We start from the raw sequence: 24,882 nt of genomic DNA, 5'->3' as shown, positions 1-24,882 counted from the left end.
CTCCTAAAAATTAAAATATAAAAACTCACTAGCGCCACTAAAACTGCAAATGGCAACAAAAAACAAAATCGCACAAAAAATAGCGGTTTTATAACTCATACTAAAACTAAGTGTTTTTTCGTTTGAATTTCTCATAAAAACGCAGATAAAAAGCAAAAATGAAAAAGTTGGAATAATAAAAATAAGTTCATTTGATATAACATTTAGATTTGAAAACACATTGCCAAATTTTATGCCAAATTCACCCAAAAATGATAAAAATCGCTCTAATTTTCTAGGCAAATTTATACCATTTAATCCGCACATACCTCCTAAAATATTAAGTGCATTTTCAAAACTAGAAGCCCTAAAAAAGACCCAAGTAACATTTATAAATACAAAAGTAATAGCCCAAGCAGTAAATTTATGAAGTTTGTATCCAAGCCTTTGCCAAAGTCTATGAACAACAATGGCAATTCCGTGTAAAGCACCCCAAATTACAAAAGTCCAAGCAGCACCGTGCCAAATGCCACCCAGCAAGAAAGTTAAGAATAAATTAGCGAGTGTCCGCCCCCCCCCCCCCCGCACGATTTCCGCCAAGCGGAATATAAACATAATCACGCAAAAATCTACTAAGCGTCATATGCCACCTACGCCAAAAATCTTGAATATTTGTAGCCTTGTATGGCGAGTTGAAATTTTGTGGTAAAAGTATGTTAAACATAAGCCCAAGACCTATTGCCATATCGGCATATCCACTAAAATCAAAATAAAGCTCAAATGTATAAGATAAAGCAGTAAGCCACGCCTCAAAGAAATTTAAAGCCAATGTGCTAGAAAATCCAGCATTTGCCCAAACCGCCAAACTATCAGCAATTACGACTTTTTTAAAAAGTCCAATTGAAAATATAAAAATTCCAGCCGCAACATTAAAATAATCTATCTTATAATTTTTCTTATCTGCAAACTGAGGTATCATCTCTTTGTGATGAACAATCGGTCCAGCTATGAGCTGTGGGAAAAACGTAACAAAAAGTGCGTAATTTAGCACGTTTTGCTCTTTTATCTCGCCCTTATAGCTATCTACTAAAAATGCAATTTGCTGAAAGGTAAAAAATGAAATCGCAAGTGGCAAAACTAAATTTAAAGGGCTAATATTTGCGCTAAACACGAAGTTAAAATTCTCAATAAAAAAGTCAGAATACTTAAAATATCCAAGCATTGCAATATTTGACATAATGCCAAAAATGAGCAACGATTTTTTATTTTTAACGGCATTAAATTTCAAACTAACTGCGTAATTAAACGCCATTGAACCTAAAATCAAAGGCAGATAAAGCACGTTAAAAACACTATAAAACACAAGCGAACAGCCAACCAAAAAACACTTTGAAAGCACGTGTTTGCCAAATTTATTTAGCAAAAAATAGCCAAAAAATGCAACTGGCAAAAATAAAAATATAAATTCGTATGAGTTAAATAGCATATTTATACCTTAAATTAAAATTTCACTACTTCGTGGGCTGATTTGTAAATTTTGATGAGTGATAAACTCGCCTTTTAGGTATTTCTCACGTCCAGCACGCGCTATCATCGCTGCATTATCAGCACAAAAGCTAAGCGGTGCTAAGAGCAGTTTTGAGCCGTGTTTATCGCAAAGTGTGCTAATTTGCGAGCGTAAATTTAGATTTGCACTCGCACCGCCAACAACGCCAAAATTTGCAAATTTTCGCTCATCAAAAATGCGTTTTAGCTTATCCATAATGTGTGCACAAGCTGCGTTTTCAAAGGCGTAACAAATATCAGCCACATCATCATCGCTAAAATCGCCAAGCCCTTCTACGACAAGCCTAACGGCGTTTTTAAGCCCAGAAAAGCTATATTCAAGCCTTTTATCGCCAAGAAGTGGGATTGGCAGTTTAAAGCGGTCTTTACGTTTTGATTTTAGGGCGAACTCCTGCACCACAGCACCGCCCGGATAGCCTAAATTTAGCATTTTAGCGACCTTATCAAAGCTCTCGCCAAAGCTATCATCGCTCGTTTTTGCCAAAATTTTCACGCTCTTATCGTTTGAAATTTCAAGCACCATTGTATGTCCGCCAGAAACTAGCAAAACCCCAAGTGGCAAGGTAATCTCGCTATCTAAAAATAGCGAATAAATATGCCCAGCTAGGTGATTTACAGCGATTAACGGCACATTTAAAGCCACGCTTAAACTCTTAGCCATTGCCACACCGCCGACCAAACTCACGCTAAGTCCGGGCTCATTTGTTACAGCAACTGCTCTAATCTCCCCAAAATACGGCTTAACTTCATTTAAAAGCTCTGGCAGAGCCTTTGTGTGAAGCCTAGCTGCAAGCTCTGGCACCACACCGCCAAAGCTAGAATGCTCTGCATCTTGCGAGATTTTTTTGTGATAGATTAGCCTTAAATTTTTAATATCATAAAGTGCTACCGAGCTATCATCACAGCTACTTTCAATGGCTAAAATCATAAAAATTCAACCAAAAACATACCTGCAAATTTATTGCTTGGCGTCTCGTAAAGCTCAACCCTGTAAATTTTGCCAGATTTATCCACCGAGTAGCGACTCATCATATTTTTTTTGTAGATATTCTCCTCGCTCTCATCAAGCCCAGAGCCGTATCCGATGACATTTGCTCTTATGCCGTTTTTTCGCTCAATGTTAAAAAAGTGTTTAACCTGAATTTTATCGCCACTTTTGATTTTTATCTGTCTGCCATCAACAAAAACATTGATAAAATCAACCTGTTTTGCGTAGTCAAAGTATTGTGGCACCAGCCTTGTAACAAAGCGGTTGCCGTATTGCACCTTATAGCCGTTGCTGTCTTTTATCACGGCTACAAGCGGATTTGATGAGCTATAAAGTGGCTGGCTGCCCTTTTTTAGCGGTATGTAGTTTAGATTTGGCCTCATATCCATTAAATTTAGCACAAACATATCATCAAAAAAGCTAAGTCGTATCTCTTTTTCTATCGCTTTTTTTACATTTTTGACGTTTAGCTCAAAGGGGCGAGTAAATTTAATGCCGACAATTCGCATATACTCCTCAATCGCCACCAGATGATAAAATGTCCGCTCCTCGGCGTTTAAATTTTTACTAGCTTCGTTTGCAAATGCCGATTTATTTTGCGTTACAGCATAGTAAGTTAGCGATTTTAACATCTCTAAATCGCCCTCGGCAGTCTTTGTGTTTTTTACGTGATAAGTGTGTGAGCTGTTTAAAATTTTCGTATTTAGCGTGTCTTTGATTTTACTTGCAATGCCGATTAAATCCGGATATTTCGCGCCTTCAAGCCTAGCTTGGTCAATTATGCAGGTGCTACCCCATTTTTTGGGATTTATGTCGGCATTTACGTATGTATCGCTGTAAAATCCGCTACCATCGTGTAAATTTAGCACCAAAGATACATTTTTATCACTGATGATTTTTTTGATATTTATCACGGCTTTATAATCTGGGTCGTTTACATCAACGTGTGCGAATTTGCGGTTCATATCGCCCTTTGTGCCGCGCGCTCTTTGGATTATGCTTGGAAAATTTAAGTTTGGCACGACCCAAAGGCTACCTTGCGTGATATTATAATCAGTAGCCACGATACTAGCGGCTAAAAATCCGCCCGGCTCATCGCCTTGAATACCGCCTATTAAAAGCATTGTGTTATCGCTTGGTGTGCCCTTTTTGATAAAGGCAAAATCAAGGTTATTTGCGTTTAAACTCGCAATAAAAATCATAAAAAAAGCTACAAAAAATCTCAAATTTCTCTCCATAAATTTTAATATCCGTCGTAATGTTTGACATCTGGCAGGGCTAAATTTAGCACAATGCCAACAATAGCACCAAGTCCGATGCCTGAAAATCTAACAAATTCTAAATCAATAATCATACCGCCGATCGCAAAGACAAAGATTAACGCAACAATAATCATATTTTTTGGATTTGCCATATCAACTTCGTGTTTAACTAGCATTTGCATACCGACACTTGCGATAATGCCAAATAAAAGTAGCATAATCCCACCAATAACTGGCGCTGGTATCGTGCCTAAAAATGCGCCAAGCTTACCGATAAACGCAAGCACGATAGCGGTTATTGCTGTCCAAGTCATAATGGCTGGGTTGTAAGCCTTTGTGATACTAACCGCACCAGTAACCTCTGAATAAGTCGTGTTTGGCGGGCCACCAAAAAGCCCAGCAAGGCTTGTCGCCACGCCGTCGCCAAGAAGTGTGCTTTTAAGCCCCGGATTTTTTAAGAAATTCTCTTTTGTAACGTTTGAGATAGTTAGCATATCGCCGATATGCTCAATTGCTGGGGCAATGGCGATTGGTATCATAAATAAAATCGCAGCCATTTCAAATTTTGGTGCTACAAAATTTGGCAAGGCAAACCACTGGGCGTTATAAACACCGCTAAAATCCACCATACCCATAAAAAATGCCAAAACATAACCGCAAAAAATTCCAAATAAAATCGGTATTAACCTAAAAATTCCACGCCCAATCATCATCACAATAATGGTGCAAATTAGCGACACAAACGCCACTATCATCGCCTCTGTTTGCGTGTAGGCTTCGCTGCCCTTGCCCATTGCCATATTTACAGCAGCTGGGGATAAGATAAGTCCAATTGTCATAATCACTGGGCCAACGACCACTGGTGGGAGCAGTTTATGCAAAAATCCTTCGCCTTTTAGCCTGATTAAAAAGCTTAAAGCCACATAAAAAAGTCCAGCTGCCACGACCCCGCCCATAGTCGCTGCCACGCCCCACTGAGAGATTGAAAACTGCAAAGGTGCGATAAATGCAAACGAACTTGCTAAGAATATCGGAGGGACGTTTTTGCGAGTGATTATCTGAAAAGCAAGTGTGCCAAGCCCTGCTGTAAATAGAGCCACACTTGGGTCAAGTCCCGTTAAAATCGGCACTAAAACCAAAGCACCAAAGGCTACGAATAAAAATTGAACGCCTACAAGGCTATCTTTTAGGCTAAATTTATAGCCCTCATATTTTTGCACAAAGTCCCCTTATAATTTTAATAGTTTTTTTGCGAAATTTCTAGCCTCAACATCGGCTAAAAATAGCTCATCTGTGTTTGAAATTTTAATATCCCTAAATCGCTTAAACGCCGATAGCACCGCCTTTGAAATATCTAAAAACGCACACTCATTTTTTAAAAACGCAAAGACAGCGACCTCATTTACAGCGTTTATTATCACGCCTAAATCCGGGCTGTTTAAAAGCTCATCTTTGATTGAAAAAATCGGATATTTTTTTAAATTTATGGGATAAAATTTTAGCGGTTTTAAGCTAAGTAAATCCACGCTAGGCAAAACCTCATCAACCCTATCAAGCACGGCGTGAGCGATAGCTAGACGCATATTTGTCCCACAAATGTGAGCCGTAGTTGAGCCGTCAATAAACTCAATTAGAGCGTGAATCATAGAGCTTGGCTCAATGACCGCTTCAATATTGCTAACCCCATAAAGCCAGTAAGCTTCAAGCACCTCAAAAAGCTTATTTGCCATACTTGCACTATCAATCGTGATTTTACTGCCCATTTGCCAGTTTGGGTGTTTTAGGGCATCGCTTGGCGTGGCGTATTTTAGGGCTTTTAGCGGGGTTTTATAAAACGCACCGCCACTTGCTGTGATGATTAGTTTTTTAATTTTTGGGCTTTTTTTAAGCAAAAAATTTAGCCCAAAATGCTCGCTGTCAATGGCTAAAATTTTGCTCGTATCAAGAAATTTACCGCCAACAACAAGACTCTCTTTGTTTGCCAAAGCAAGGGTTTTGCCAAGCTTTTGAGCTAAAAAACTAGGCTTTAATCCAGCAAATCCAACCAGAGAATTTACGACCTTTTTAGACTTTGTAAGCGTTAGCATTTCAAGCAGTCCGTCCTCGCCGACAAAGACGCGCTCGTGCTTTACATCTTTTTTTAAATTTTTATCGCCGATACAGACAAATTTTGGGCGAAATTTTGCAATTTGCTCGTTTAAAAGCGAAATATTTGAAGCACAGCTTAACGCCTCAATATCTAAATTTTGCTTACTACAAAGCCCAAGCGTGTTTGTGCCAATTGATCCAGTTGAGCCTAATATTACCACGACATCGCCCAAAGTAGAGCTGGTGCGCCAAATAAATATCCATCAATCCTATCAAGCATACCGCCGTGTCCGGGCAGTAAATTCCCGCTGTCTTTTACATCTGCTTTTCGCTTTAAATAGCTCTCAAAAAGGTCGCCCCAAACGCCAAAAGCACAGATTAAAAAGCTAGTAATTACAACGTGAAAAATGCCGTCAATTATGTAATATCCGCACATTGAGCCAATTATCGTCCCTAAAAAAAGTCCGCCTAAAACGCCCTCTTTTGTCTTGTTTGGCGAGCTTTTTGAAAATGGGATTTTGCCATATTTTTTACCAACAAAATAAGCACCACTATCGCTTGCAACAACGGCTAAAATAAGCCAAACAAGGTAAGCTAAACCATACTCAGAATACACAGCCCAAATCATAAAAACAGGCACGGCTGGGTAGATAAATGGCAAGATGATGTTTAAATTTTCAGCCCTAACGTGAGCTAAAAACGAAACGATGATTAAAATGGCTAAAATAGCGATATAAACGGGATTTGTAAAAAATGCAAGCGAGTAAAACGCAAGTGCGATAAATGCTAAATTTTTACGATTTTCAAGCCCGTAAAGTGCGGCTGCTTCGTTAAATGCAAGAAATAAAACCACGCCAAGAATAAAGAAATTTAAAACGTAGCTGTTGATTAAAAATATAACTAAAATGGCTAGAAACATTGCGACGCCGGTAATGATACGTGTTTTCATAAAGCCCTCCATTAGATGAATTTTGCGATTTTAGCTAAAATTAGCTTATATTTGCCAAAAAATGGGCTAAATTTTAATGTCTAAATGATAAACCTCATCAACGTTTTGCTCATTTTGCTCATCATTTATCTGTTCATTTTGCTCATCATTTTTGGCATTTTTTTGCTCATTTTGCTCGTTTTTGTGCTTTTCGTGCTGGTGTTCTGGGTCTATTTTATAGGTCTCCTCAGCAGGTCTAAGCTCGGCAATTTCGTCTTTTATCTCTGTTGCCATTTGAAGTGCCATTGAGTTTTGCAAATCAAATCTAGCCTGATTATTTGCGTGAGTTTGTGAAACCACTGGTGCGTTTTGGTTTATGAAATTTACATTTGAAATAGGCGATATTGACATAACTCCCCCTTAAAATTTGTTAAGTATTATCGTCTTAAAATTAATATAATTTACATTTGCGCCGTTTATTATCTTTACATTTTCACGTTTTGTGTAGTCTATCTCGTATCTGCCCTGATTTACGTTGCTAAAATTTAGGCAGATTTTAGCGGCAAATTCTAAAATTTCATCATCAATTTTACTCTTATTTGTCTTTACGATTACGTGTGGGCTTGGCAAGTCCTTTAAATGAAACCAAATATCATCTTTTTTTGAATTTTTTAAGAGCCAAACATTGCCCTGTTCGTTTCTACCGATTGAAATTTTAAACTCTTTTATGTAGAAATTTTTAACATTCTGATTTTCTAAACCCTCACGCCTTTTTTGCTTTATTTTTGGGCTTAAAATTTCAAGCTCATTTGTGCTTTTTGCGTTTAATAAAAGTCTTTTTAAACTCTCATAAAAGCCGATTTTTTGGGCTAAATTCTCACGCTCAATGTTTATGTTATTTGCCTTTTGGGTTAGCTTTTTTGCCCTGTTAAAAAAGCCATTTGCGCAGTTTTTTGGCGTATCATCAAGGCTAAAATTTACAGCCTTATTTTCAAAATCAAAAAGGGTGAAATTTCGCTCAAATTCATTTAAATTGCTTAAATTTGCAAGTAAAATGCTTGCCTTTTGGCGTAAAATTTCGCTCTGTTTTCTTAGCTCATCTTCGTTTTTAAGGGCGTTAAAATTTTCGTTTAAAATCTCTAATTTTTTCTCAACCGATGCTAATTTTATCGCCTTTAAATTTGCTAAATTTTGAGCGTTTAAAATCTCAAACTCAGCCTTAAAAAACTCATCAAAATTTACAATCTCATCAACTTGTTTTTCTCTTATTTCAAACTCGCCAAGTGGCTTTAAAATTTCGCCAACTTGCACCTTTCTATCGTTAGTCGTGTGGCGAAGTGCTTCTAAAATCACGCCGTTTTCATCGGTGATTATTGCGTTTGTAAAGCGACCTGTAAATTCTAAAAAAAGCGTGGTTTTTACGCTTTTATAAGAGCCATTTAAAACACAATCAAAACGCAAAATTCTATTATTTTTAAGGCATTCACACGAGATTAAATTTGCGTTATTTAGGCGTTTTTTGCAGATATTATCAAACGGGGCGTTATACTCTTTTATCGCCTTAAAATCGTCAAATTTGTAAATTTTTGAGCCAGATTTTGCAAGGTCAAAAAAGAGCATTCGCCTATCAAAACAGATACAAAGTAGCATATCATTTAGCCGTTTTATGCTCGTGATTTTTTTAAAATTATTAAGGTAAGAAGCTATCTGTTTTAGGTGCTGATATTTCATAAGTCCCCCATTTTTTATCGCAATTATAGCAAAATTTTAAGGCTAAAATTTTGATAAATATAATCAATTATTTTAGCTGTATTTTATAAAATTTACAATACAATTACGATATTTTTTACAAAAGGTTTATGATGAAAAATAGAGTATTTTTTAGTTTTGTTGCGATTAGCTATGTGCTTTGCAATAGCGTATTTGCCGATGATATCAAGCTTGATGACGTTGAGGTTACACAGAGTTTTGATGATGGTTACAGAGCCGTTAGCAGTGATATTTCAAAGACTAGGACGCCGATTTTAGAGATACCGCAAACGATAAATGTTATCACTAATCAACAGATAAAAGATAAAAAACCAGAGAGCCTTGCTGAGAGCCTAGCAAATGTCAGTGGTGTAAGTTACGCAAATTCAGTTGGTGGAATTTTTGACTCAGTTCTTAAACGTGGTTTTGGCGGAAATAGAGATGGCTCAATTATGCGAAACGGCGTATCCGCAGGAGTTTTGCATAACTTTAACGCAACAGCACAAAGCGTAGAAGTGTTAAAAGGTCCAGCTAGTGTGCTTTATGGGATACAAGAACCTGGCGGAGTTATTAATATAACAACAAAAAAACCACTTTATGATTTTACTAACGAGTTATGGGCTGGATTTGGAAATCATAAATACTACAATGCTGGATTTGATTTTACAGGACCAATTTCAGATAGTGGCTTTGCATATCGCTTTATTTTTGATAACTCTTATAAGAAACATTGGCGTGAATTTGGTAAATATAAAAATTTTACAATCGCTCCAAGCATATCTTATCGTGGTGATGATTATCGCTTGGATTTAGCCTATACTCACACAAAATACACAGACCCGGTTGATAGGGGAATGTATCTATCTACAACAAATGGACAAATTTTGCCAATTGATAAAAAAATAAGACTTGATGAGCATTTTAATGAAACCAACGGCAAAGTTGATACATTTGATGTAGGATTTGAAAAACAAATAGGTCAAAACTGGCTTTTAAAGGCAAACTACGCATTTTCACGCTCAATGTATGACTACGGACAAATGCGTGTTATGAATGTAGATTTAACTACCGGCATTGCTGGAAGGCGTAATGAATTTTACTCAGATTTTGAACACCGCACACACGCTGGGAGTATAAATTTAAACGGAATAGTTGAAACTGGACCAATTAGCCACAATTTAATTATGGGTATTGATATAAGAGATAATTTAAGACGTCGTCCAAAAAATGCACGTGAAACCGGCACTCAATTTAATATAAATATATACAATCCAATCTATGGACAAGTTGGCATTGCAACACAACAAGGCAACGCAACATATAGCCAATATGAAAAAATTCGCACTATTGGCACATATTTACAAGATAATATGAACTTAACAGATGAGTTAATTTTTGTATCTGGTTTAAGATATGAATATTACGACCAATATGGTGGTAGGGGTCAAACAGATTTTAAAGTAGCAACAGACCAGCACGATGGAAAGCTACTTTATAATTTAGGACTTGTTTATCTTTTAACACCTGAATGGTCAGTTTATACAAGCTACTCTCAAAGCTTTAACCCACAAAGCTCAATCTCAGCCGAAGTAAGCTCATCTTTACCGCCAGAAGAAGGGGAGTCAGTTGAGCTAGGCACAAAATTTCAAAACAATAACATAACCGCAACAGCTGCAATATTTAACATTGATAAGAAAAATGTAAGTTACAGCACAACAATAAACGGCGTTAGCACACTGCTAATTGCAGGCAAACAACGCTCTCGTGGCTTTGAATTTGATTTAAGTGGGCGAGTAACAAACGGATTAAACGTTGGTTCAAGCTATACATACACAAAAGCAACCACAAAAGAGGATATAGATACACCTTGGCGTGCAGGCAAACAACTTGAAGCTACACCAAAGCATCAAGCATCACTCTTTGCAAATTACGACTTTTCGCACATTGGCTTAAAGGGATTTAGAGTTGGCGGTGGAGCTAGATACTTTGGGTCATGGCAAACTTATAATATGAACGGCAAAACAGGCACAATTGGCACACCATACAAGCTACCACACGCAGTAACCTATGATGCATTCATAAGCTATACGACTAAAATTTCAGGTTATGAAACAAATTTTGCCCTTAATGTTAAAAACCTAACCGATAAATTATACTTCACAACAGCAGCCTCAGGCACACAAGCTGAAAACGTAATACCAGTAATCCCGGGCTACGCACGCCAAATTATGCTAACAGCGTCTGTGAAATTTTAATTTTGGGGCAAACGCCCCATTTTAATGTATAATTTTGCAATGAAAATTTATAAAAATCTAATCATCGGTGGCGGTGCTAGCGGACTATTTTTAGCGACACTTTTAGATAAAAATGAGACGATTATCTTAGAGAAAAACTCAAAATTTGGAGCAAAAATCCTAGCAAGTGGTGGCGGTAGGTGCAACATAACAAACCAAAACATAAGCACGAAAAACTACTTAGGCGATGAGAATTTCGTGCGTGAAATTTTAGGCGTTTTAAGCTATGAAGAGGTGCTAAGAAATTTTAAAAATTTAGATTTTAGCAAAGAAAAAGACGCCCAGTTTTACTGCAAAAATGGCTCAAAGGCTGTTTTAAACGAGATTTTGCGTAAGGTAAAGTGCGAATTTAGGCTAAACTGCGAAGTAAAAACCGCACAAAAAGAGGGCGATTTGTTTAAAATTAGCACAAATTTAGGCGAATTTTTTGCTAGAAATTTAATCGTCGCAAGTGGCGGACTAAGCTATAAAGCACTTGGTGCAAGTGGCGTTGGCTACGAGATAGCAAGGCATTTTTCACACGATATCGCCACGCCTAGCCCTGCACTTGTCGGATTTAGCGTGCAAAAAGACGAGTTTTGGTTTAAAAACATAAGTGGCGTTTCAATAAACTGCAAAATCAAGGTCGCTGGGCGTGAATTTTGCGGCAATGTGCTTTTTACGCACAGGGGCATTTCAGGTCCAGCCGTGCTAAACGCATCGCTTTTTTGGCAAAAAGGTAAAATTTCAATCAACTTCGCGCCACATTTAAAGGCTAAAAATTTCACAAACACAAAAAAGCAAGTTAGCACGATTCTTGGGCTACCTAAGAGCTTTTGCAGGGAATTTTTAACGGCACTAAATCTAGCTGATAAGCCATTTGATGAGTTTAATGGCGATGAAAAAGAGCGATTTTTAAGGGTGTTTGATTATGAATTTGCCCCAGCTGGGAATTTTGGCTTTGAGAAGGCTGAGATTACAAAAGGCGGAGTAAAGACCGATAAAATCGGCACGAACTGCCAAAGCAAAATCGTGCCAAATCTATTTTTTATCGGCGAAGTTTTAGATGTCAGCGGTATGCTTGGCGGATATAATATCCACTTTGCCTTTGCTAGTGCAAAGTCCGCATTTTTGGGCTTACGCAACGTCCTTGTGTCCGTTTAAAAAGTAAGCCAAATCAGCCTTAGCGTCGCCACTAATTAGCCTAACGCCAAAATTTTCTACCAAGAAATTTACTATCTCTTCGTTAAAGAATTTAGGCAGAGTTGGTCCGACATTGATGTTTTTAACGCCAAGGCTAAACAGCGCAAGTAAGATAATCACAGCCTTTTGCTCCATCCACATTAGCACGATTGAAACTGGCAGGTCGTTAATGGCAATGCCAGTGGCTTCGCTTAGAGCAAGTGCGATTTTAACGGCGCCGTTAGAATCATTACACTGACCTAAATCAATATATCGTGGCAAATTTGTGCCAGGCACCACGCCAAAGTCAATGTCGTTAAAGCGAAATTTTCCACAGCTTGATGTTAAAATCACGCAGTCTTGCGGTAAATTTTCTGCTAACTCTCTGTAATACTCACGGCCTTTACCCGGCGCGTCGCAACCTGCTATGACAAAAAATCGGCGAATTTTGCCAGAGTTTATGGCGTCTAAAATTTGTGGGGCTAGTGTTAAAATCGTCTTATAATGTCCGCCAGTAGTTAGGCTTAAATCGCTATGCATACTCACATCGCCACAAGCTAACGCACACTCAATTAACGGCGTAAAATCATCATTTTCTATCATCGTTACGCCCTCAGTTCCTGCTATTTGATAGCCAAAAAGGCGGTCTTTATACTCACAGCTATTTCTAAGTGGCACAATGCAGTTTGTGCTCATTAAAATCGCTCCTTTAAATTCGTTAAAAAGCTTAGTTTGATCAAACCACGCCTTGCCGACATTGCCCTTTAAGTGGCTGTATTTTCTAAGCTCTGGATAGCCGTGAGCTGGGAGCATTTCTGAGTGCGTGTAGATATTTATGCCCTTGCCCTCGGTTTGCTCTAATAGCATTTTTAGGGCTTTTAGGTTGTGTCCGCTAACTAAAATCGCCCTGCCCTCAACCTTGTTTTGGCTCACTTTTACAGGGGTTGGCACACCAAAGGTTTTTGTGTGAGCTTCGCTTAAAATATCCATTACCTTAACACCAGCAGAGCCGACAGCTAGGAGCTGTTTTATGTGTTCGTTGAAGTTAAAATTTGAGTTTGTAAGCGTAAAATAAAGCGTATCAGCTATAACTCTATCAACCTCGCTCGTATCAGCGCCAAGCTCGTGTGCGTGGTGGCGATATGCGCTTAGACCTTTAAGTCCAAAGACCATCGTATCTTGAAGCCTTGCTAGTGTATCATCTTTACCGCAAGTGCCTTTGCTTTGCCCGTGAGCACCACAGCCGTCAGGCGCGCTCATCTCGCATTGATGACAAAACATCTTTAAATTTTCACTCATTTTTTCTCCTTGTTTAAAAATTTTCTCGCATTTTAGGCAAAATTTTTAGCCACGCCATTGACTAAAATCAACTGCTAAATGGAATAAATCTTGCTTAAAAGGCAAAATTTCAAAGGATAAAAATGAGCGATAAAAGCTATCTTTTTAGGCTTGACCCAGCAGCAAGCGCGGCTTATAATATGTATAAGGCTTCAAATAAAAATGGCGGTAGTTTTGAGGATTTTTTGCTTAAATACGACACAAATAAGGCAAATAAGGGCGATTTTAGTAGCATTTTAGGAGATAGCGAAAACGGCAAGATGATAAATGAGCTTTTGCGTTCAAGCTCGGTTAGCCCAGACGCCCTTTCAAACGCAATCTCTGAGCTAAAAGATGAAAAAGATGATTTATTAAGTGAAATTTTTAAGCAAAATCAAAACAGCTACGATTTATTAAACGCAAGGGCAAACGAAGCCGTGCAAAATGCGATAAACTCGGCAAATCTCACAAAAGAGCAAAAGCAAATTTTAGCTAAAAAATACGACGAGCTAACAAAAGGCTAGAACTATTTTCTAGCCTTTTTAACCGCATCTAAAAGTAGCTCAAATCCGCCTTTTGATGACTTCTCAACGCTTTGTAAATAACTTACGCCGTTTGAGTAATTTAGACCATTTTGACTAAAAATTTCTATGGCTTTATTTAACCCAGAATGCACATTTTCGTGCTCTCTTGCGATATCATTTAGTGCCTTTGTGTCGTTTGAGAGCAGTTTTGTTACGACCTGCGAAAACCACTTGCCAAATCGGCACGAATTGTGATCCATAATGTTTGCGTTAGTGCCGTAAAATGCCGCTTTGTAGGCTTCTAGCTTTAAATTTATGTGATCAATTTTGCCGTTGCTAACGCTAACTTCGTTTGTTACGTTTAAGGTTTTATTTACGATTTGATTTGTATTTTTATCCACGTTTGAGATGTTTTTGCTAAATTCATCTAGCGTTTGCATTACATTTGCCGAGAGCGTGGCGAAATTTTGGCTAATCTCGCTCATTGTCGTTGAGTTTTGTTTTAGCCCACTGATATTTACCTCCACCTCTTGTGTCGCCTTTTGTGTCCGCTCAGCTAGCTTTCTAACCTCATCAGCGACAACTGCAAAGCCCCTGCCGTGCTCACCAGCTCTGGCTGCTTCAATGGCAGCATTTAGCGCAAGTAGGTTTGTTTGGTCTGAAATATCTTTGATTAAATTTATAATCTCAGCGATAGACGCCACGCTTGAATTTAGCGACTGGGCGTCATTTTCTAGTGCAGTGCTGGTTTGTGATATGCTTTGTATCTGTGTTACGACGTCTGAGATTTGGCTATTTAGCGTGTGCGTGAGCGTTGATGTCGCTTTATTTATGCCGTTTATATCATCTAGCATTATTAAATTCTCCTCCATTGTGCCTTGGAGAAAATTTAAGCCGTCCTGATAGCTATCAAGCAGAAGTTTAGTAACCGCTTCTTTGTCCTTTTTGTGCGGATCTTCGCTCGTTTTTTTAGCGTTTTCTAGTGCTTCATTTTGGCTTTTTAGGGCTAAATTTTCATCTTTTAAACGGCTAATCTCCTGCTTTAAAATTTCTAGCTCTTTTGAGTTTGTTTTGTTTGAAAAAAACACTTTGCGTCCTTTGATTTTAGATTTTTGCCCAAATTTTAGCACAAAAACCGATAAACTAATGCTTTTTTTAATTTTTTTTACATATAATCAACAGATTTTAAATTCATAGGATATTTATGCTCTTAGAAAAACCGATTTTTTACTATAAATTAGTGTTACAAAAATACTCAAATAGCTACTTAGCCGAAGATAATTCACAAGTTATCATCGGCATTGACTGCGATTACATTGACGCAAATTCATCTGATTTAGATGATTTAAAGCGATATTTTAAAACAAACAAAAACGATTTAGCCCCATTTTCAGGGCTTTTTGGCGTTTTTGCTTACGAGGGCGTTAGCTATTTTGAAAAAATTGATGAGATAAAAAACGAACAATACAAATTCCCAAAATTTATTTATGCAAACGCCAAAGCCTACCTACATTTTGATAAAATGAGTAAAATTTACACATTTTACGGCGATGAAAAAAGCTACTATGATTTTTTAAAAGATGAAAATTTTAAAGATGAAAAAGATAGAAATTTTAGCTTTAAAATCCTTTCAAATTTAGATGAGCAAAAAGAGCATTTTAAACAAATAGTAGCTGTTGCAAAGGAGTATATCGCGCGTGGCGATATATTTCAAGTGGTGCTTTCAGAGCAGTTAAAAATCTCTACAAATTTAGACAGCTTATCATTTTATACTGAGCTTTCAAGGCTAAATCCAAGTCCATATATGTTTCATTTTGTTACACCTTATGGCGATGTCGTGGGTAGCTCACCAGAGCTTGTTTTTGAGATGAAAAACTCACAAATTTTTGTCGCACCAATAGCTGGCACACGCCCTCGTGGAGCTGACGCAAATGCCGATGAAGCCCTAAAAAACGAGCTTTTAAATGATATTAAAGAGCTAGCCGAGCATAAAATGCTAATTGACCTAGCAAGAAACGATATCGGCAAGGTTTCAAGGCCAAAAAGCGTGGTGGTAAAAGATGCAATGCACGTGCAATTTTACGAGAGCGTAATGCATATTGTAAGCAATGTTTATGGGATTAAACGTGATGAATTAGACGGATTTGACGTGCTTTCATCAATATTCCCAGCTGGCACACTTAGTGGCACACCAAAGATAAGAGCAATGCAAATTATTAGCGAACTTGAAACCTTTAAACGAAATATTTATGGCGGTGGGCTTGGCTTTTTGCACTTTAACGGAGATGTCCAAATGGCAATCCTAATCCGCTCGGCGATTTTTGTTACAAATGGTAACACAAACGACGTCTTCGTGCAGTCTGGTGCCGGTATAGTTTATGATAGCAACGAAGAGAGCGAATACAGCGAAATCTGCCACAAAAGAGCAAGTGTGATAAGGGCGATTGAGAATTTATGTCTAGGAGCAAAGGCGTGAAAAAGGCTATTTGCATAATGAGCGGTGGTATGGATAGCACGCTTTGTGCGACTTTGGCGATTAAGCAAGGCTATGAAGTCGTGGGGCTTCATTTTGACTATGACCAACGCACGATGAGCCGAGAAAAACGTGCTTTTAACGAAGTTTGCGATTTTTTAAATATCAAAAATCGCATAAGTTTAAATGTAAATTTTATCGCACAAATCGGCGCAAATGCACTGACCGATTTTAGCCTAAACGTCCCAAAAGATGGGCTAAAAGATGAGGTGCCAATCACCTACGTGCCGTTTAGAAACGGCATTTTTATCTCAATCGCTGCTGCACTTGCTGAAAAAGAGGGTGCAAACGCCCTATTTATCGGTGTCGTAGAAGATGATAGCTCGGGCTATCCAGACTGCAAAAGCGACTTTATCAAAGCGATAGAAAACGCCGTAAATTTAGGCACAAAAGATACAACAAAAATCGCAATAAAAATGCCACTTGTGGGGCTAAGCAAGGCTCAAATCGTAAAAAATTCCATTGAAAATGGCTCACCGCTACAACTTACGTGGAGTTGCTATGAGAGCGAAGAAAAGGCGTGCGGGCTGTGCGATAGTTGCAGATTAAGGCTAAAAGGCTTTAAAGAGGCTGGTGCTGTGGATTTGATTGAATATAAAAACTAATTTTTATTTTTAATGTAATGCTTGTTTTAAGAAAAACCCAAAAAATATCAATCCAGCACAACTTTCTAAATAATCACTAAATCAGACGCAAAAATAGCTGTAAAGTGAAGTTGCTTGTTATGTTATTAAATTCGTTTATTCTAAAATCAAAATTTGGCGATCTTGAGACGGATGTTTGTTTTAGGCACTTCTTAAATTTGTTTATGCTAAAATTTTATCTATATCGCTATCATCGCCACCATTGTTTTAGGCACTTCTTAAATTTGTTTATGCTAAAATTTAGAGCGTTTAAAAACTCATCAAGCGTTAGTTTTAGGCACTTCTTAGCTAAAATTGGAGCTAGACAATGAATAGAGTAACACTAGTTTTAGGCACTTCTTAAATTTGTTTATGCTAAAATCTTAGAGGCGTATTTATTTTTGGCATACCTGTTTTAGGCACTTCTTAAATTTGTTTATGCTAAAATTTTCTTTGGGATCGGAGAGAACTGCGTCATGTTTTAGGGACTTCTTAAATTTGTTTATGCTAAAATCAACATCTCGTGTGAGATGTCCGATTAAAAGTTTTAGGCACTTCTTAAATTTGTTTATGCTAAAATGGAGTAAAGAATGAAAAAATCAGGCATAAGGTTTTAGGCACTTCTTAAATTTGTTTATGCTAAAATTATCCTTTTGTCCGTTAAACGCACGTGAAAGTTTTAGGCACTTCTTAAATTTGTTTATGCTAAAATAAAATCGTAATCTTTAAAATTCGCACTCTCGTTTTAGGCACTTCTTAAATTTGTTTATGCTAAAATTGAGCGGTATATCTTAATCCACGCAGGAAAGTTTTAGGCACTTCTTAAATTTGTTTATGCTAAAATTCCGCCAAGCTATTAACAAACAAAGCATCAGTTTTAGGCACTTCTTAAATTTGTTTATGCTAAAATACCCTGATACATTTGGCGCTCAAACTCACTGTTTTAGGCACTTCTTAAATTTGTTTATGCTAAAATGCAAAATCGGACAACAAGCAACTGAACAAAGTTTTAGGCACTTCTTAAATTTGTTTATGCTAAAATACTTTTGGTGCTATTGCAGGCTCAAAAACAGTTTTAGGCACTTCTTAAATTTGTTTATGCTAAAATTGAATGTGAGGAACTCCATCCTTTTTATGTGTTTTAGGCACTTCTTAAATTTGTTTATGCTAAAATAGACCCTTAGCAAATGCCTATAAATTAAGCATTTAATGAGTATTTTTATGGTAAAATACTCATTAGAAAAACAAATTTAAGAAGTGCCTAAAATAAGCAGTTTTCGGTCTGCGTAGGGTTACAATCCCAAAAAACCGAGCTTAATGCAAATTTGTCTGTCTTAGCACACAAATTTGCATTAATTTAAAAATCATTCAAACACCTAAAATAGCGTAAGCTGTGTTGGTTTTGATTTAATCATCTGCTCATCATCCTTACCAAGCAAGGTTATCATATTATCAAACTGCTTTTCTGTAACGATAATGGCTCTAATATTACCACTTGGTGGCAAGATCCCCCTTAGCCTTTCTACGTGAGTTTTAGCACTTGTAATGCCACGCACAATACGCATATATACAGAAAACTGCACCATAAAAAATCCACGTTTTATGAGCTGTTTTCTAAACATATTTGCCTTTTTTACCTGCTCTTTTGTCTTTACTGGTATATCAAACATCACTAATATTCGCATAAACTGCTCCATTAAGCAAACTCCGGCAAATCCAAGCTATTTTCGCCATTTAGCAGTGCTTGTTTGTAGCTTTGCACACATAGTCTTGACGCCATAGGCAGAGTGTAGTTTTTAGAGTTAATTCTTACCTTTGTTTCTAAAATGCTGATTAAATTTTGTTTATCTTTACTGCTTAAAAATATATCCTTCTCATCACTAATCATAGATTTTACAATCCTGTCGCCATAGATACGAAATGGCTCCATTAAATCATCTGCTAGGTTAAATGAATTATAAACATTATCGTGCCAGATACCAAAATTTGGCAATAATCCACTGCTTACAATATCTCTAATCAAACACGCCCTAATCACGCCATAAACGTAATTTAAGGCGGAGTTTGTAAAGCATAAGTCATCTCTACTGAAATTTTTACCAAACAACGCCTTAAAGTAAATCATAGCAGCGTTTGCTTCGCAATTTTGAGTGTCATTTAGCCTTACTCGCTTTTGTAAGGCAGTTAAATTTTCAGCTGTTTTTGTATCAAATGTGCTTATAAATTTAGCCTGATTTGAAATTTTAGACTTTATGATTTTTTGCCATAAGATTGACTTTAAAGCGTCACTTTGATTAGCTTGAAATTTTATGATTTTATTAGTTTCAAAGTGTGTTAAAAATGGGGTAAAAATGCCGTTTATGATGTGGCTATCATCGCAGGTTAAAAGTATGATTTTTGTGCTTGCTAGTTTGCTAAGCAAAGCTTGACTAATCGTAATACAGGGGTTTTCTAAAATGATATAGGCTATATCACTTAGCGGCAAACAAACATCACTAAACCCATCTCTTTTAATGCAAAAATTTGAGTTTTTAAGCGATAGTTTTGCTGGGTTTGAGATAAGAATACTTCTAAAACTCTCATCAAACATCACTATACTTTTTAGATGTTTTTAGTCTTGCATTCTGCCTTTCTTCAAACCTAAACTCGCTTATTTTACCCAAAGGCGAAACGATTAGCTTTTCAAATTTTAGCAGGTTTTGTATGCCAACGCCTTTTTTGCTGGCTTCGTAAATATCGCTCTGTTTTGTTTTGTAAAAGAGTTTTTCATCGTCATTTAAATTATCTGTTTTTAAATCGTGCTTTTCTACTTTAATTGAGGCAGTAGATATATCAAAGCCCCTATAATAGCAAACCACGCCATCTTGCATATTTTTTTGTTTGATTTTTATTAAATCATTTTTAAAAAGAGAGAATTTAAACTCGTAATTTTCATCCATTAAAATCCACTCCTTGATATTACCTTTCTTATCCTTACCGGACACACAAGCCCTATTTGGTAAAACACCAAGTGCAAAGTCCATAGTATAAATAGGCACTCCGTAAAATTTCTTGCTATTTTTATGCATAAAAATATCTACCCTTGGCATTTCGCCATTATCTGCAAACCCCTGATTTATCTGCCTTATCTTGCCAAATTTAATGGCTCTTTCTAAACCTTTTTCATCTCCGTATTTAGCGTCCTTTAATATCTCATCTTTGCTTCTTATCGTCTCTTCGTGTAGTTCGCCAGTTACCTTTTTAACAGGCGATTTGCTAATAAAAATCTTATTATCTTTTATGAAATTTTCAATATCTTTTTTAAAATTAGCAAATGGTCTAAATTTTGCCTTTATTTGTTCTTTATTTATCTCATTGGCGTAATGTTTTGAGCTGCTTATCTCTTTTGTTTTTATAAAATCACTAAATGCCTTGACGATTCTAGGTGAGCAAGCACTAATGATACTAGCATCAATAAAGTGATGAATGTGGTTGGTTCTATCTTTATTGCCAAGTCCCCAGTAGTGCCTAAGCGTAGATGTCAGTGAGCCATTTACACATAAAATATGCTCTGTTTTATCATCATCAAATTTTAAAAAATTTAGATAATCCTTGGTGTAGTTTTTAACTAGCTTAGCGATATATCTTGTATCGTTTAAATTTCTTTGGATAAACTCACTCTCTTTTACATCAGCAAAGTCGGTTCTTGTTAGCTTTGTAAATTTAGCTTCATTTTTGGTGTTCTTTTTTAGCTGTTTTGCTCTTTGGGTTATGGCATCCCAAAGCTCTTTATTGCTACCAAAGGCTTCATAGGGCGTTTTATTTGCCTTTTCTTGATTGTGTTTTGTAAAGACTAAGACCTTGTTGCTTTGGCTATCATCAAAGCTTCTTGAATATGGCAATATATGATCAATCTCTACTAAATTCTCCTTTATATCATTTATAGAAATTTTTTTACCACTATAAATGCAGAACTCATCTTGTTCTTTCCATAATTTTATCTTTAAGATGTTTTGATCGGTTTTAAAATCTAATCCTATATCCTTGCAAATTTTTAACGCCTCTTCGTTTTTCTTTCTGTTGTTTTCTTGCTGTTTTTCTATCTTTTTTCTATCGCTAAAACTTCTATTTATATCTCTTGCTAGCTCAATGTGAATTTTATGCACCTTGCCGTGCTTTTTGATAATCTCATTTAGCACCTTTCTATATTCTTTAACCGCTCTTAGCACCACTGGGTTATTTACGTCATTTGCATAAGTCGTGCTAATAAAAGGCACTAAAAGGTCGCTTTTTTACGGGGTCGCCCACTCTTTTAAATTAGCCAAAGCACAAGCCTCATCATATCTAAATCCATCTTTCATAAGCGGTAAAATCTCTTTAATCACCTTAAAGCTTAGCTCAATAAAGCCACTATATTTTAAATCTAGCATACGATATAAAATTTCATCGCTAAACTCAAATCCGCTCTCATTTAGTCTTGTTTTTAGGCTATTTTTATCCTTTGAGAGTGTCATACAAAGAGCAATTTTATCAAACTCATCACTGCTAAAATCACTGCCAATTAATTTTTTTAATTGCACAAATTCATTTAGACTTATAAATTTGGTGTTTTCTGGTTTTTGGATTTTAAATTTGATGTTTTCATCAAGATTTATGATTTTACGAAATTTAGCATAGGTTAGCTCTTTAACCTTCATTGCTTCATCTATGGTGTTTATTACGATCTCTTTTATATTAAAATTTAAGCTCAAATTTTCGTTACAAAGCGCCTTTAACTCATTAATAATCCTACTAACAGCTATAAATTCTAGTGAGCTAAGGGCTGATTTTGGGGCTCTTTTTTCATCTTTAAAAATTTTACAATTTGCAACCTTATCGCTAAAATCTTTAAGTGGGCGTCTAAAAAATGTCGTTTTTAAGATTTCATCTTTAAAATTTGTAGAAAACTTAAAGCCAAGCCTCTCTTGTGTTTTAAGAATTAGTGCTAATTCATCTCTTGTCATCGTTTGTGAGAGAGAGTTTTTGTAGCTACCTTGCTTGTTTCTTACGCTCTCATAAAAGCCCTTTTTTATCTCTTTATTAAAATACTGCTTAAATAGCATCTCAGCACCGCTACGATAGTTTTTTATATTGGTTTCGTTATTGCTAATTGCTGTTAGATATTCACTTTTATCGCCACTCTTTTGTATATCTTTGTTGCTTATTGTATAAGCATAACCCCTATGCTTTGCTATGTGTAAAATCACACGCATAAGCTCATCTACGCTAAGCTTTTCATCTAGGGCTTTGACCCTAAGCTCCCACGGGCTTTTGTTGTGTTTAGATGTTTGATAGATTGGTGCTAGATTATTATCTTTTGATAAAAATAGATTTTTATCTTTTTTAAACTCATTACAAAGTAGCTCTTTTATGGCATTAATTCTAACTTTTCTCCTATTTATTTGTCTTCTTTTAGATCTTGCAATCCTTCTTGGTGCGGCTAGACTTGTGCCTTTTTCTTTATTTTCTGCTGCGTTAAAAATTCTAACTCCGCCGTCTATTAACCTATAATCGCTATCTTGTTCGCAAACACACCAGCCAATACTACCTATGCCAACATCAAAAGCCGCTACTCTCATAATATACCTTTGCTATTTTTTTGATGGTAACAAAAACAAATCGTTTAATAAAGGTTTTTTATCTGTTTATAATTGAAAAAATGTGATTTGTTACGGATTGAAACAAATTTGATTTGTAAGGCTTAGAAATTTTTGTTAAAAATAGAGTTTTTTAATATTAGTTAAATGCGAAATTTTAAAATTCTATTTATAGAATATCATAAATTTAGAGATTAGAATGATACTAAAAAGATTGTAAAAAATTAAATTTAAAAATGAAGTAATCCCTGAGATTAGACAAATCGTAAAAGAGACAACGGAGCAAGAAGCAAAAGAATATTTGAATTTTAATCCGATAGATAGTAAAAACAATGGGGCGTATAGCCAACACGCTATGAACCGCCCCAACGATGATATTATAAAAATAGATAACTTAAAAACTAATAAGGAAATAACGCAAGATAGGTTATTAAAAGAGATAGACCAAACGAAGCTAAATAACGAACAAAAGGCGGTTTTTGATGTTTTTACAGGCAAAAAAGACAGCGTTATTTTACAAGGTAAGGATTTAAGCGACCTTTACGCCTTAGAGAGTGGGAGCCGTAACGCTGGAGCAATAAAAATAATAGTAAAACACGCTGGGGAGAGTAAAACTGGTGGGCTAAGCAATGATGAGCTTTTAAATTTAATGGAGGTTGTCAGAAAAGGCAAAATAAAAGATGATAGCTTTAAGCAATTTGAAAATCGCATAAGATACGCATATGAGCTAAACGGAGAGATAAATTTGCGTTTAGTGGTAGATGAATACAACGACGGAAAAAAGATTTTTGATTATTACAGCGACAGAAATTTTATTGACTACAAGAAAAAAGAGAGCGACAGGTCGGCGCGCCTTAGCCGACACTCTGATACTAGTCAGACAATGGCTACCGCAAAAGCGGGGTCTGTCGTTGATGATGAAATTATACCACAAACCACAACAAAAGAGCTAAGCGATGATGAAAATTTAAAAGAACAGCTCCTTTATAACATTAAAAACGATTACGATTTAGAGCGGTTTTTAAGCGATAGAGAGGGCATTTTAGCCAAAGACGCAAGATACGGCAGAAATAGAATAAGCGACGCCCAGATTAGAAGCTTTAACAACGGCGACGGCTGGGAGCGTGAGTTTATCCCAGCTGGATATGAGAAAAACTACAAAGCCGATTTTTTAACCACCCAAAAAGACGTCGCACAAATAAAAAAAGGCACGGCGAGTTTAGAGCAACTACAAAGGCTAAAAGATGATTTAGAAGCTAGCGAATATTTAGGCTATGATTACAAGCTTTTTAATCCTTTTGATGATGAAGTAACGCAAAATTTAGCCAAAGCAGCAGATGAAGCGATACCGAAAAAAGGGCGAGATATGCCGATAACTCAAAATAACGATGAAATCATACCGCAAGAGATAATAAAAAACATAGCGAGCAACCACGATATAGCCTTAAAGCTAGACCCAAAAGCCGATATTATAAATGCGGTAAAAGACTTTTCTAAGCCGATAAAAACGCCACTTTTTGAAAGTAAAATTTCGCTTGATAAAATGCTTAATCACTTATCGCAAAAAAGCGATTTTGATAAACGCATAGAGTATTTAAACCTAGTAAAACCAACACTTGAAAATCCGCTTTTTATCACAAAAGAGAACGAGAGATACCGCTTTGTAAAAACTTTTATGGATAGCAAGGATAAAATTTTAAAATTTCTTAGCGTAATTGAGAATGAAAACGGCGAGTTTATAGGCATAACAGCGACACCGATAAAAAATACGGATTTAAAAAACCTGCTAAAAGGGGATATAGTTTGGGGTGGGGACACGCTCGCTAACCTAAACGCCCCACAAACAGCCAAAGGGTTAGTCGCTGATGAGAGTATTATACCACAAACCGCAACAAAAGAGCTAAGCGATGATGAAAATTTAAAAAATTGGCATAAAGACAGCCACGAGATAACAAAGAACAAAGACGGCACGCCAAAGGTGTTTTATCACGGAAGCTCGGCGAAAAATATAACCGAATTTAAAGATGAATTTGACAAGAGCGGTTATGGGTTTTGGTTTGCGGATAAAGAATATGCTAAAAATCACAGCACAGGCGGTTTTTATGAAGTATATTTAAATATCAAAAAGCCACTAGATTTACGTGAGAAAAATGCGAATTATCCTTTTGAGATTGAAAATGAGATACTCAAAAGGGGACTAGGGCTAGAACCATATCAAAAAAATACAAGACAGACAAAAGAATTTCTCAAACAAA

At 36.5% G+C, this 24,882-nt stretch carries 18 protein-coding genes, 3 pseudogenes and 1 CRISPR repeat array; of the genes and pseudogenes, 6 read left to right on the top strand and 15 right to left on the bottom strand.

Going from position 1 to position 24,882, the window contains the following annotated elements:
- Positions 1–3: 3 nt before the first annotated feature.
- The 8 genes and pseudogenes from NYG85_RS08500 to NYG85_RS08465 form a co-directional block, all read right to left on the bottom strand.
- A pseudogene (locus tag NYG85_RS08500) lies at positions 4–1,465 on the bottom strand (MBOAT family O-acyltransferase).
- Between the two features lie 9 nt (positions 1,466–1,474).
- Positions 1,475–2,473 carry a tRNA (adenosine(37)-N6)-threonylcarbamoyltransferase complex transferase subunit TsaD gene (gene tsaD / locus NYG85_RS08495; protein WP_284938062.1) on the bottom strand — a complete coding sequence of 333 codons (999 nt, stop codon included), beginning with the start codon at positions 2,471–2,473 and terminating at the stop codon, positions 1,475–1,477.
- Positions 2,470–3,759 carry a M99 family carboxypeptidase catalytic domain-containing protein gene (locus tag NYG85_RS08490; RefSeq protein ID WP_284938061.1) on the bottom strand — a complete coding sequence of 430 codons (1,290 nt, stop codon included), beginning with the start codon at positions 3,757–3,759 and terminating at the stop codon, positions 2,470–2,472. The genes tsaD and NYG85_RS08490 overlap by 4 nt, the downstream gene beginning before the upstream one ends.
- A 17-nt stretch (positions 3,760–3,776) precedes the next feature.
- Complete coding sequence (locus tag NYG85_RS08485; RefSeq protein WP_284938060.1) at positions 3,777–5,015, bottom strand: uracil-xanthine permease family protein; 1,239 nt, start codon at positions 5,013–5,015, stop codon at positions 3,777–3,779.
- 9 nt (positions 5,016–5,024) lie between these two features.
- Positions 5,025–6,104 carry a 1-deoxy-D-xylulose-5-phosphate reductoisomerase gene (gene dxr / locus NYG85_RS08480; RefSeq protein WP_284938058.1) on the bottom strand — a complete coding sequence of 360 codons (1,080 nt, stop codon included), beginning with the start codon at positions 6,102–6,104 and terminating at the stop codon, positions 5,025–5,027.
- The gene (locus tag NYG85_RS08475; RefSeq protein ID WP_284938057.1) at positions 6,098–6,832 is read right to left on the bottom strand and encodes a phosphatidate cytidylyltransferase; all 735 of its coding nucleotides are present in this window, start codon (positions 6,830–6,832) and stop codon (positions 6,098–6,100) included. Before NYG85_RS08475 ends, dxr begins: the two co-directional genes overlap by 7 nt.
- A gap of 66 nt (positions 6,833–6,898) precedes the next feature.
- Positions 6,899–7,222: a hypothetical protein gene (locus tag NYG85_RS08470; RefSeq protein WP_284938055.1), complete on the bottom strand. Its 324-nt coding sequence runs from the start codon at positions 7,220–7,222 to the stop codon at positions 6,899–6,901.
- Positions 7,223–7,231: 9 nt separating this feature from the next.
- A complete protein-coding gene (locus tag NYG85_RS08465) occupies positions 7,232–8,542 on the bottom strand; it encodes an NFACT RNA binding domain-containing protein (protein WP_284938054.1) in 1,311 nt (436 codons plus the stop codon).
- A gap of 131 nt (positions 8,543–8,673) precedes the next feature.
- On the opposite strand from NYG85_RS08465, the gene NYG85_RS08460 reads away from it, so the two are divergent.
- Positions 8,674–10,815, top strand: coding sequence for a TonB-dependent siderophore receptor (locus tag NYG85_RS08460; RefSeq protein ID WP_284938053.1), 2,142 nt, complete (start codon positions 8,674–8,676; stop codon positions 10,813–10,815).
- Positions 10,816–10,839: 24 nt separating this feature from the next.
- Positions 10,840–11,997 carry a BaiN/RdsA family NAD(P)/FAD-dependent oxidoreductase gene (locus NYG85_RS08455; protein ID WP_284938052.1) on the top strand — a complete coding sequence of 386 codons (1,158 nt, stop codon included), beginning with the start codon at positions 10,840–10,842 and terminating at the stop codon, positions 11,995–11,997.
- Here NYG85_RS08455 and hcp read toward each other — a convergent pair.
- Positions 11,971–13,314 (bottom strand): hydroxylamine reductase, encoded by a 1,344-nt coding sequence (gene hcp, locus NYG85_RS08450; protein ID WP_284938050.1) that lies wholly within the window; start codon positions 13,312–13,314, stop codon positions 11,971–11,973. The genes NYG85_RS08455 and hcp overlap by 27 nt on opposite strands.
- A gap of 122 nt (positions 13,315–13,436) precedes the next feature.
- Here hcp and NYG85_RS08445 point away from each other — a divergent pair, with 122 nt between their 5' ends.
- Positions 13,437–13,856, top strand: coding sequence for a hypothetical protein (locus NYG85_RS08445; protein ID WP_284938049.1), 420 nt, complete (start codon positions 13,437–13,439; stop codon positions 13,854–13,856).
- Between the two features lie 2 nt (positions 13,857–13,858).
- Here the strand turns inward: NYG85_RS08445 and NYG85_RS12180 are convergent, their stop codons facing one another.
- Complete coding sequence (locus NYG85_RS12180) at positions 13,859–14,173, bottom strand: CZB domain-containing protein (protein ID WP_432264857.1); 315 nt, start codon at positions 14,171–14,173, stop codon at positions 13,859–13,861.
- 54 nt (positions 14,174–14,227) lie between these two features.
- Positions 14,228–14,710: pseudogene (locus NYG85_RS12175) on the bottom strand (methyl-accepting chemotaxis protein); the annotation flags it as partial.
- Positions 14,711–15,060: 350 nt separating this feature from the next.
- Here NYG85_RS12175 and NYG85_RS08435 point away from each other — a divergent pair.
- Both NYG85_RS08435 and queC read left to right on the top strand, forming a co-directional pair.
- Positions 15,061–16,332 (top strand): anthranilate synthase component I family protein, encoded by a 1,272-nt coding sequence (locus tag NYG85_RS08435; protein WP_284938047.1) that lies wholly within the window; start codon positions 15,061–15,063, stop codon positions 16,330–16,332.
- Complete coding sequence (gene queC, locus NYG85_RS08430; RefSeq protein WP_284938046.1) at positions 16,311–16,994, top strand: 7-cyano-7-deazaguanine synthase QueC; 684 nt, start codon at positions 16,311–16,313, stop codon at positions 16,992–16,994. The genes NYG85_RS08435 and queC overlap by 22 nt, the downstream gene beginning before the upstream one ends.
- Before the next feature lie 177 nt (positions 16,995–17,171).
- A CRISPR array of direct repeats spans positions 17,172–18,186; the repeat unit is 36 nt; unit sequence GTTTTAGGCACTTCTTAAATTTGTTTATGCTAAAAT.
- Between the two features lie 202 nt (positions 18,187–18,388).
- Here the strand turns inward: queC and cas2 are convergent.
- From cas2 to cas9, 4 genes and pseudogenes are all read right to left on the bottom strand, one after another.
- The gene (gene cas2 / locus NYG85_RS08425) at positions 18,389–18,697 is read right to left on the bottom strand and encodes a CRISPR-associated endonuclease Cas2 (protein WP_284938045.1); all 309 of its coding nucleotides are present in this window, start codon (positions 18,695–18,697) and stop codon (positions 18,389–18,391) included.
- A gap of 11 nt (positions 18,698–18,708) precedes the next feature.
- On the bottom strand, positions 18,709–19,602 hold the full coding sequence (cas1, locus tag NYG85_RS08420) for a type II CRISPR-associated endonuclease Cas1 (protein WP_284938044.1): 894 nt from the start codon (positions 19,600–19,602) through the stop codon (positions 18,709–18,711).
- The gene (locus tag NYG85_RS12170) at positions 19,595–19,951 is read right to left on the bottom strand and encodes a hypothetical protein (protein WP_432264856.1); all 357 of its coding nucleotides are present in this window, start codon (positions 19,949–19,951) and stop codon (positions 19,595–19,597) included. Before NYG85_RS12170 ends, cas1 begins: the two co-directional genes overlap by 8 nt.
- Before the next feature lie 174 nt (positions 19,952–20,125).
- A pseudogene (gene cas9, locus NYG85_RS08415) lies at positions 20,126–22,609 on the bottom strand (type II CRISPR RNA-guided endonuclease Cas9); the annotation flags it as partial.
- Between the two features lie 319 nt (positions 22,610–22,928).
- Between cas9 and NYG85_RS08410 the strand changes: the two are divergent.
- On the top strand, positions 22,929–24,882 hold a 1,954-nt coding region (locus tag NYG85_RS08410), incomplete at its 3' end, for an ADP-ribosyltransferase-containing protein (RefSeq protein ID WP_284938043.1).

The organism is Campylobacter gastrosuis (assembly GCF_030249845.1).
In the GTDB taxonomy this organism is placed as follows: Bacteria; Campylobacterota; Campylobacteria; order Campylobacterales; family Campylobacteraceae; genus Campylobacter_A; species Campylobacter_A gastrosuis.
The sequence above is the reverse complement of the archived record's forward strand: the minus strand, read 5'-3'. Positions and strand labels throughout refer to the sequence as shown.